The 8,661-nt window shown below is 72.6% G+C and carries 6 protein-coding genes; all 6 read right to left on the bottom strand.

All coding sequences use genetic code 11. The features are described 5' to 3' along the window. The coding region (asnB, locus tag VGR37_16745; protein HEV2149057.1) for an asparagine synthase (glutamine-hydrolyzing) at positions 1–1,158 on the bottom strand (1,158 nt) is incomplete at its 3' end. Positions 1,159–1,194: 36 nt separating this feature from the next. Beyond that, entirely contained in the window at positions 1,195–2,478 is a 1,284-nt protein-coding gene (locus VGR37_16750) for an O-antigen ligase family protein (protein ID HEV2149058.1), read from the bottom strand. After that, entirely contained in the window at positions 2,475–4,778 is a 2,304-nt protein-coding gene (locus VGR37_16755) for a heparinase II/III family protein (GenBank protein ID HEV2149059.1), read from the bottom strand. The genes VGR37_16750 and VGR37_16755 overlap by 4 nt, the downstream gene beginning before the upstream one ends. 196 nt (positions 4,779–4,974) lie before the next feature. Next, a complete protein-coding gene (locus tag VGR37_16760; GenBank protein ID HEV2149060.1) occupies positions 4,975–6,261 on the bottom strand; it encodes a glycosyltransferase in 1,287 nt (428 codons plus the stop codon). Continuing rightward, positions 6,258–8,156 (bottom strand): asparagine synthase (glutamine-hydrolyzing), encoded by a 1,899-nt coding sequence (gene asnB, locus VGR37_16765; GenBank protein HEV2149061.1) that lies wholly within the window; start codon positions 8,154–8,156, stop codon positions 6,258–6,260. Before asnB (VGR37_16765) ends, VGR37_16760 begins: the two co-directional genes overlap by 4 nt. Positions 8,157–8,183: 27 nt before the next feature. Further along, positions 8,184–8,661, bottom strand: a 478-nt coding sequence (locus VGR37_16770) for a glycosyltransferase family 9 protein (GenBank protein ID HEV2149062.1), incomplete at its 5' end; no start/stop codon positions are given.

The following is an 8,661-nucleotide window of genomic DNA, read 5'->3' on the forward strand; positions in this document are numbered from 1 at the left end:
GGCGCGCCACGAGCGCTCCCGGGCCAGGATCTCGTAGCGCCGGTACCCCGCGAAGAGCTCGTCGCCGCCGTCGCCCTGGAGGACCACCTTGACCTCCCCGCCAAGCTGCTCACAGAGGAGGTAGAGCGGGATGTTGGCGGCATCGCCGAACGGCTCGTCGTGGCAGCGGACCAGCCGCTCCACCACCCCGCGGATGTCGGCGCCGGCCACGTGGAGCTCGCGGTGGTCCGTCCCGAAGTGCTGGGCCACCCGGCGCGCCCGGGGGAGCTCGTTGACCCCGCGGTCGAAGTCGAACCCGACGGAAAAGGTCTTCAGCCGCCCGCCGTGATGCCGCGAAGCGAACGCCGTGATGGCCGAGGAGTCGATCCCTCCGCTCAGGAAGACGCCTACGGGGACGTCGCTCACCAGGTGCGAGCGGACCGCCCCCTCCAGCCGCTCCCGCACCCCGGCGGTGGCCGTCTCCACGTCGTCCGCCACCGGCGGGACGTCCTCCAGCAGCCAGAACGGCGCGACGCGCAGCCCGTCGGGCCCCCAGGTGAGGCGGTGGCCCGGGGGGACCCGGCGGATCCCGTGGAAGAGCGTGTTCTCCCCCAGCGCGTTGCCGTACCAGAGGTATTCGTGGAGCCCCTCCCAGTCCACCTCGCGCGGCGCGCCCCCGGCCAGGATCGCCTTGATCTCCGAGGCGAACGCGAGCGAGCCGCCCTCCGCGCGGTAGTAGAGCGGCTTGATCCCGAAGCGGTCGCGGGCCAGGTGCAGCTCCCCGTTGCGCCCGTCCCAGACCGCCAGCGCGAACATCCCGTCCAGGAGGGGGAGCGCGTCCAGCCCCCAGGCCAGGTACGCCGCGAGGACCACCTCCGTGTCCGACCGGCCGCGAAAGGCGGCGCCCTGCGACTCCAGCCGGGCCCGCAGCTCCCGGAAGTTGTAGACCTCGCCGTTGTAGACCAGGGTCACCTGTCCGTCCGGAGACGACATGGGCTGGTGGCCGGCCTCCGAGAGGTCGATGATGCTCAGACGCGTCTGCCCCAGGGCGACGCCCCCGCGGACCGCCACGCCGCGGTCGTCCGGCCCGCGGTGCGCGAGCCGGGAGGTCATCTCCAGGGCGAGCGGCTCGTCGGCCGCGCGGCCGGAGCGCTCAGCGACGCCGCAGATCCCGCACATACCTCGTCGTCCCTGCCGGACCCTGCACGCGGCGCCTCACGAGACGGGCTGCGGCACGGGGGCGGCGGCCGGCACCGGCCGGGCCTGCGGGGCCTCCCCCAGGCGCCTCCGCTCGGTGATCACCCCGATCATGAAGAAGTAGAACATGCTCGCCGGGATCGCGAGGATGAAGGTGTTGGTGAGCGCCGGGAGGAAGAACGGGAGCACGGCGATCCCTCCGGCCACGGTCCAGATCCTCCGCACCAGGAGCACGAAGAGGAGGAACCCGGCGAGCCCGGAGGTCACCAGCACGCGGAACCAGTCGTTGTGGTAGTACAGCGGCGAGTAGTTGTACGGCCAGAACTGCGCCCGGTTGAACCCCGTCCCGAAGAAGGGCGAGTCCATGAAGCGCGCGTACACGATCTCCCACACCAGCAGCGGCCGCAGGATGGAGCTGTTCCGGTCCGCCACGTCCAGGAGCGCTCCGCGCGTGCTCGTCACCCGCTCCAGCCCGGTCAGGATCAGCTCGTTGTTGGCGGCGACGAACGAAACGGCCACGAAGAGCAGCCCCGCCGAGACCAGGGCCGCCCCACCGATCAGGAGGCGCTGCGCAGGGCGGTTCCCCCGCTGCCGGGCGATGGAGTTGAGCAGCGCCGCGCCCAGGATGATGGACACCAGCAGCTCCGTGCGGGTCGCGAGGACCAGCGCGGTGACGATGGGCAGCGCGAGGGTGATCACCGCGCGCTGCACGCCGAGCTCCAGGTATCCCTTCATCTGGGCGATCACGACGAAGAGCATCACCAGGTTGACGTGCAGCATCGACACGTTCGGGTTCCCCAGGAGCCCCCGCGGCCGGTACGCGTCCAAGACGTCCGCCCCGGTGGTGGTCGCGTCGTAGTACAGCAGCACCAGCCCCGGGAAGTACCTCCCGAAGAAGACCACGATCAGGTTCGCCGCCACGCTCACGTACAGGAGGTGGAGCAGCCACCGCATCCTGAACTGGTACGCCGAGAGCCCCAGCCCGAAGGAGAGGAGCATCAGCAGGTAGATCGCGATGCTCCGGTACGTCTCGCCGTGGTCGGGGACGCGGATGCGGGTACCGGTCCACAGCTCCCCGACCACCGCGGCCGCGATTATGCCCAGGAAGTACAGCGCCACCCGCAGGAACTCCTGGTACCGCCGGGCATCCGCCTCGCGCACCAGCTTCTTGCCGGCCAGGTCGACCAGCCAGACTCCGAGGAAGAGGTAGGTCAGCTTGAACGGCATCCCCGCGATGTGCGGCATGGGGAGCAGCAGCTGGTCCAGGATGAAGAGCAGGCCGAGAGCTCGGTACGGGATCACGGCTCGCGCAGAACCTTTCCGTAGCCCGGCGAGAAGGGGACGTCCCCTTCGCCGGTCCACAGGTAGAAGGGCAGGACGTCGGTCCCCGGCGCGGCGTACACCCGGTCCTCCACCCGCACCGAGTCGGCGTGCACCTCCACCCGGCGCACCACCGGGAAGCCGAACCCCGTGTGCATCCCCACGAAGCCCGCCTCGTCGAATCGGAGGCAGCGCGCCCGCGGATCCCCGCCGAGGGTGAAGAGCCCCGCGCCCAGCCCCGCCGATTCGCGGGAGCGCGAGCGGAAGGCGTGGTGCGCGCGGTCGGAGCGATAGCGGTTGCGGAGCTCCGGGAGCGCCGTGTAGAGGAAGCTTCCCGGGTCCGCCAGCACGTCGCGCCCGTCCACGGCCAGCTCCACGGAGAGCTGGTCGTTGTGCGCGTGGCCCCCGTTCCCCTCCTGTCCGATGGAGCCGCATCGCACCGCGAGGAAGAGCCGGTCGGAGCGGAAGAGGTACAGGCCGAAGTCCGGGTAGGCCAGGAGCCGCAGCCCGGTCCGCAGGTCGGGACCGTCGAAGCGGAGGCGCGTCTCGTGGCGCAGCGGGGCGCCCGCCGGAAGCGGGGCATCGTGCTCGGGCACCCGGACCGACTCCGCGCGTGTCCGGCCGGACCCGCTGGAGGGGATCCGCGCCCCCCGGGCCAGGCCGGCGACCACCCGCTGCTCGACGCCCGGCCCCGCGAACGCGGCGAGGTCGGTCCGGCCGAGGAGGCCGTTCGCCGCGGACACGAAGTGCCGGTGGTCGAGCGGCTGCTCGTCCCAGTACGCGGCCTCGTCCGGGAGCTCCGCGTACCCCTCCAGGTGCGCGTACCGCTCGCGCGCCTCGCGGACCGTCATCCGCGCGTGGGCGGGGAGGAGGCGGAAGAAGCGCCCACTGTCGTTGTCCCCCACCTGGGCCACCCGGCCGCCGGCCTTGGTGACGTGCAGGGTGAACTCGGCCATCCGCTCCAGCCGCTCCAGGTACGCTGCCGGGAACGGGGTGGGATCGCCGCCGTCCGTCGCGTGCAGCGGGAGGGGGGCCGGCCGAACGCGGGGACGGGTCCGGACGAGCCGGTGGTCGTACTCCGCCAGCGCGCGCCGCTTCTCCGCCGGGAGCCCCAGCACCAGCGTGGTCGAGTAGACCACCATCTCGCCGACCAGCCGGTGGTATCCGGTGGAGCCCTCGAAGTTGGAGCCGTCCGGGTGGAACTGCCGCTCCACCTCCACGACCAGCTCCTGGGCCGCGAAGGCCAGCCACGCGTCCGTCTCGGGGGTGCGCGGGAGGTACGCGGCCACCCAGAGGAGCCCCACCACGTGCGACAGGTAGTGGTTCGCCCGCGGCTGGTCCGACCACCCGAAGTGGCGGACCACGTGACGGCCGTGCTCCAGCAGCGAGCGCCGGAACACCGCCTCGAACGCGTCGTCGAAGCGCGCGCCCGCGGCGATGAACAGGTCCCGCGCCGCCAGCAGGTTGGCCGCGCGGATCCCCACGTCCATGGACGAGCGCCAGTGGACGCCGAAGCGCGGGGGGTTGGTCGCGGCGAAGTCGAGCACCTGGTTCCGGAACTCCCGCGCGTACTCCTCCGGGGGCCGGAAGCCGTGCCGAGCGGCACCCCCCTCACCCGCCAGGGCGAACGCGAGCGCGAGCTGGGGCAGGTGCTGCATGCGCGCCAGCTCCCACGGGACCTTGACGTCCACGCCCGGGAGATGGCCGTACGGCACGTCCGCGGACCAGGTCCGCTCGGACCAGCGGTAGCCGCTCCTGAAGTCGAGCTGCCAGTCGATGGGCTCGTAGCCGGGGTCCACCAGCGACCAGATCCGCTGCCCCTCGCGCAGGTTCCCCGCGGGGAGCAGCCCCGCCAGCCAGCGCCCTTCCGCGTCCGGCGCCACGGCCGGCCCGGGACCGTAGCGATGCCCCGCAACTCCCCGGCACACCGTTCCGCGCCGCACCTGCACCCACCCCGACCCGAGCAGGTCGAAGCGGTGGTCCAGGTAGTGGGCGGCCAGTGCGGCGAGCTGCTCCCCGTGCGGGAGAAGCGCCTCTGCGTCCGGCGCCGCGAAGTACGTCAGCAGGGGACCGCTCGCCGCCGGGTCGGCGGCGAGGTAGGTGCGAGCGCCCAGGTCGCGCCGGCGCTCCACCGCCGTGACGATGCGCCGCCGCACGTAGCGCAGCGCCCGCGGCACCAGCGCGCGGCGGGGCAGCGCCCGCGCCCGGAGGACGAGGGCCGGCAGACCGGAGCCGGGCGAGGCGGTCGCCGGGGCCGGTCGGTCGCGGGTCTCAGGCGCCACGGTGGTCACGCGCGGGGAGAATGCTCAACGAATCAGGGAAAGCGGGCGGCTCGTACGGCGACGGCTCCGGGAGGACGCGGCGCGGTCCCGGAGGTGAGTCGAGCGCCGCCCCGGGACCCTGCCTGCGGGCCCCGGGGCGGAAGACCCGCAATATATCCTGAAACCGCCTTGAGTTGCACCCCTCGCGGGGACACCGCTAGACGGCTTCGGGAGACACGGCGGAGCGCTGCGCCGGCGACTGCCGGGCCGGTCCCGCCCCGCGCCCGGGCGCGATGATCCCCTTCCACAGCCCCAGGTGCGCCTTCCAGTCCCATTTCTCGCGGATCACCGCGTCCAGCGCGCGCCGCCGGAACGCCTCGCGCTCGTCGCGCACCCGCGCCACCAGGCGGGCGCAGGCGGAAACGGCGCTCTCCGTGTCCCCGGGCCGCACCAGGATCCCCAGGTCGTGCTCCTCCACGATCCGGCTGATGTCGCCGATCCCGGGCGAGGCCACGATCGCGAGCCCCGACGACAGGTACTCCCCGAACTTCACCGGCGAGGCGACCCGGTTGAGGGGGTGCTCCTGGCGCAGCAGGAAGCCCACGTCGGCGGCGGCCAGGTATCCGGGGACCTCGTGCCGCGGGACCGAGAGCGTCACCAGGCCGGGGATCTCCGACGCCCCGGTGAGCTCGGGACGCTCGCCGGCGGTCGGCTGCTGCCGGGCCAGGAGGAGAAGGAAGCGGACGTTCGGCAGCTCCTTGAGCCCGTTCCAGACACGGAGCATCTCCGGGAGCATCTGGTACGGGTTGAGCCCGCCCGCGTACACCAGGAGGACGTCGCGCTCGCCGACCCCCAGCGTCTCGCGGATCTCCCGTCGGCGCTCCTGGAAGCCGCGGAACCAGTCAGCGTCCACCCCCGAGGGGATCACCACCGCGCCCGGCTTCCCGTACTCGCTCGCCAGGATCTCCGCCGCGGGGGTGGAGACGCAGAGCAGCGTGCTCGCCCGCGCGAAGGCGCCCCGGCAGAGCGCGCGGAGGACCGCCTGCCGCAGCGGCGAGGCGCCGCGCATCTCCGCCTCGGCCACCAGGTCCCCGCGGAAGTCGTACGCCAGCGGGGGCCCGCCGAGCGGGAACGCCAGCCAGTGGGCGTAGGCGCCCCAGATCCCCCGGGCGTACACGTGCCCGGCGCGGTGCTCGCGGACGAACCGCCGCAGCAGCCGGGCCCCGCGGGCCAGGTTCTGGCGGAGCGACCCGTCCGGAAAGGTCACGTAGGGAACGCCGTGCTCGCGCAGCGTCACCGCGACGAGCCGCTCGAACCGTCCCGCGTCGGCGACGCTGCACACGATCCCCACCCGCAGGCCGCCCTGCCGCTGCAGGCGCACCCAGTCGAGGATCTGCGACTGGAACACCGGCGAGTTGTCCAGGGCGAACTCGGGGTCCACCAGCACGTAGACGAGGTCCAGTTCCTCGCGCCCCTCGCCCGCCGCACCCGGCCCGGACGTCAACGGATGTACTCTTCCCACCAGAGAGCCAGGTTGAGGAGAAACCAGGCCTGGTCGCCCTGCTTACGGTCGATCAGGCGGTTGACGGCGCCCCGGTCCAGGATGCCGGTCTCGTCGCAGAAGCGGTCCAGGTGCTCCCGCGCGCGCGTCCCCAGGCGGTCCAGGAACCACTCGTGGATGGGGACGCCGAACCCCTGCTTCTTCCGGTCGATCAGTTCCTGGGGGATCACGCCCCTGACCGCCCGCTTCAGCAGGTGCTTGCTCACGCCCCCCCGCGTCTTCATCTCCTGCGGGATGCTGAGCGCCAGCTCCACGAAGCGGTGGTCGAGGAAGGGCACCCGCCCCTCCAGGCTCACCCCCATGCTCATCTTGTCCACCCGCATGAGCAGGAGCTCCGGGAGGCGGAGGTTGAGGTCCAGGTATGTCATCCAGTGGAGCGGCGAGGGCTCCCAGGCGTTCGCCTCGAAGCGCTCGCGGATGGGGCGGATGGCCTCCCACGAGGTGTACCCGGCGAACCGCTCCCGGAACGCGGGTGAGAGGAGCTGCCGCTTCTGCGCCTCGGTGAACGCCTCCGCCCCGCCCCAGAAGATGGGCACGCCGGCCGCGCCGCGGCGGAGCATCTCGTACTGCCAGGTGTCCGCGCGCCCGCTCCACTCCAGCGCGCGCAGCCCCAGGCGCTTGGCCGCCCGCGGGACCGGCAGGCCGTCCAGCCGCTGCAGCTTGAGGTGCGTCTTCCAGCTCCGGTACCCCCAGAACAGCTCGTCCGCCCCCTCCCCCACCTGGCAGACCACCACCCCGGCGTCGCGGGCCAGCTTGGAGACGTAGTAGAGCGGCACGCAGACCGGGTCGGCGATGGGCTCGTCCTGGAGGCGGACCATCTCCGGCAGGAAGTCGATCAGGTCGTCCACCGTGAGCAGCCGCTCGTGGTGCTCGGCCCCGACGACCTCCGCCATCCGGCGGGCGTGGTGCAGCTCGTTCTGGTACGAGGTGTACTCGCCCTCGTACCCGATGGTGAACGTCTTGACGGCACCCCCGTCGCCGGCGGAGAAGAGCGCCGCGTTGGTGCTGGAGTCGATCCCGCCGGAGAGGAACACCCCCACCGGCACGTCGCTCACCTTGCGCAGCTTCACCGACTCCGCCAGCTCCGCCAGTACCCGCGAGGCGACCTCTTCCTCGCTCATGCCCTCCAGGGGACGGGCGTTGTCCCAGGCGTCCCAGTAGCGCTGCTCCCGGATGGTGCCATCCTCCCGCACCCGCAGCCAGGTGCCCCCCGGCAGCTTGCGGATCCCCGCGAAGAGCGTCTCGGGAGCCGGGGTCGTCAGGAACGAGAGGAAGTCGTAGAGAGCGCGCTCGTTGATGGCGCGCTTCTGGTCGGGGTCACGGAGCAGCGCCTTGATCTCCGAGGCGAAGACGATCCGCCCGTCGTGCACGCTGTAGTAGAGCGGCTTCACCCCGATCCGGTCGCGCACCAGCCACAGGTCGCGCGTGCGCGAGTCCCACAGCGCGAGCGCGAACATCCCGCGGAAGCGGTGCAGGCACTCGATCCCCCACTCTTCGTAGGCGTGGAGGATGACCTCGGTGTCGGAGTGGTCCGTCCGCCAGGTGTGCCCCCCCCGACGCATCAGCTCGCAGCGGACCTCGGCGTGGTTGTAGATCTCGCCGTTGAACACCAGCCAGACGCTCCCGTCCTCGTTGGACATCGGCTGGTCGGCCGCCGCGGAGAGGTCGATGATCGAGAGCCTGCGATGCGCGAGGCCCACCCGCCGGTCGGGCGAGATCCAGTTTCCCCCGCCGTCCGGCCCGCGGTGGACCATGGTGTCGCGCATGGCCGTCAGGTACGCGTCGTCCACCGCGAAGCGCCCCTCGTCGAAGACCATCACGCCGGCGATCCCGCACATCAGGCCCGTCCTCCCGCCGCCACGGAGCTATGCATGCGCCGCCGCCGGCCCGGAGCCGGAGGGCCGCAGGGCCTCCAGAGGCCGGGCGGAGCCGCGCTCCGCGAGCTCCACCACGGCCGCGACCACCGCCTGCACCGGAAGGTCGGTCAGGCACCGCTTGTGGGGGCAGGCCGCCAGCACCTCGGGCGCGATGGAGTAGCAGGGCCGGCAGTCGAGCCGCCGCACCACCCGGTGCTCCGGTCCGTGGCACCAGGTCACCTCGGGGTCGGTCATGCCGTAGAGCGCCACCGTGGGGGCGCCGACTGCGGCGCTCAGGTGCATCAGCCCGCTGTCGTTGCAGACGCTCGCGGCGCAGTGGTCCAGCACCGCCGCGGCCTGCGTGAGGGTCGTGGCGCCCACCAGGTCGATGAAGGGCACGTCCGGCGCGGCGCTCCGCAGCTCACGGCGGGTCCGCTCCCCCGTGTCGCTCCCGAGCAGCACGGGGCGCAGCCCGCGGGTGCGCCAG

The organism is Longimicrobiaceae bacterium (genome assembly GCA_035936415.1).
Taxonomy (GTDB): domain Bacteria; phylum Gemmatimonadota; class Gemmatimonadetes; order Longimicrobiales; family Longimicrobiaceae; genus JAFAYN01.

Bases quoted from the DNA above. Each gene is read 5' to 3' on its own strand.
- asnB (HEV2149061.1), bottom strand. From the start codon at position 8,156: ATGTGCGGGATCGCCGGCGTGATGGTCTTCGACGAGGGGCGCTTCGCG.